Here is a 1366-nt window from a genome sequence, read left to right as displayed (position 1 = left end):
CTCACGAACTTCGCCGGCGTGGGGGCGATGTCGATGATGCGGCCACCGGGCTTGAGCAACGCCCGTGCCGCCTTGATCGGCAGCGTGCCGGCGGTGTCGAAGACGACGTCGAATCGCCCTGCGAGCTTCATCGCGTCGAAGTCGAATTCGACGATCGGGGTGACACCGAGGTCGTGTGCCTCCTGCCTGGCGGTACCGCGACAGCTACCCCCCACGGAGGCGCCGTGCGCCAAGGCGAGCTGGACGGCGGACCGGCCGACTCCGCCGAGGCAGCCGTGGACGAAGACGGCTTGCCCGGTGTGCAGCTTGCTCGTGCTGACCATCGCCTGAAAAGCGGTGAGCCCCACGATGGGGACCGCGGCGGCTTCCTCCCAGGAGAGACCCGCCGGCTTCTTCACGACCGCCTTTTCGTCGGCGACGACCATCTCGGCGAACGCTCCCGCCGCCTTGATGCTTGCCCCGCCGAGCACTTCGTCGCCGACGCCGAGCCGCGTGACGCCGTCGCCGACCGCCGCCACGACGCCCGCGAAGTCGTGACCCAAGCCGCGCGGGAACTTCCGGCCGGTCATGACCTTCATCTCACCGCTGCGGATCTTCCAGTCCATCGGGTTCGCGGCCGCCGCCTTCACGCGGACCAGAACCTCACCGGGGCCGGGCCGCGGCGGCTCGAAATCCTCGAACCGCATCACCTCGGGACCGCCGTACTGGTGGTACTGGATGCGCTTCATCGTCGTCATGGCGAATACCTCCACACGCTGATGTCATCAGGTGACATCAACCTACCATGCTGATGTCACCCGATGACATCAGCGTGGTAGGCGGCGGGCGGCAGCCCTAAACTTGGCGCATGGGACGATGGGAGCCTGGAGCCAGCGGCCGACTACGCGAGGCCGCACTCACCTTGTATCTCGAACATGGCTTCGAGCAGACCATGGTGGCCGACATCGCCGACCGGGCCGGTGTGACCGCCCGCACCTTCTTCCGCTACTTCGCCGACAAGCGCGAGGTTCTCTTCGACGGGGCATCCGAGCTGGCGGAGAAGTCGCTGACCGCGCTGGAGGCGGCGCCCGCCACGGCGTCGACGCTGGAGGCCGTCGCGGCCGCGCTGGACGCCGCGGCCGAAATGATCGGACGTGACCGTGAACTCGCCCGGAAGCGGCACGCGGTGATCATGGCCAACGCCGATCTCCGGGAACGTGAATTGATCAAACTCGACCATATGTCGGCCGCATTCGCCGACGGGCTTCGACGGCGGGGCGCCGGCGACTCCGAGGCCAGCCTGGCCGCCGAGACCGGCTCCGCGGTGTACCGGGTCGCCTTCCAACGATGGGTCGACGCCGCCGACGACGACCTCAACCTGCGCGAC

Annotated in this window: 2 protein-coding genes; one reads left to right on the top strand and one right to left on the bottom strand. The window is 68.3% G+C overall.

The window, feature by feature from the left end:
• A partial coding sequence (locus JK364_RS54295; protein WP_201858859.1) for an NADP-dependent oxidoreductase occupies positions 1-737 on the bottom strand: 737 nt, incomplete at its 3' end.
• A gap of 110 nt (positions 738-847) precedes the next feature.
• Here JK364_RS54295 and JK364_RS54290 point away from each other — a divergent pair.
• Positions 848-1366, top strand: a 519-nt coding sequence (locus JK364_RS54290; RefSeq protein ID WP_201858858.1) for a TetR/AcrR family transcriptional regulator, incomplete at its 3' end; no start/stop codon positions are given.

This window comes from Streptomyces endocoffeicus (assembly GCF_016741935.1).
Taxonomy (GTDB): Bacteria; Actinomycetota; Actinomycetes; order Streptomycetales; family Streptomycetaceae; genus Streptomyces; species Streptomyces endocoffeicus.
This window is presented reverse-complemented; position numbering and strand designations above follow the sequence as displayed.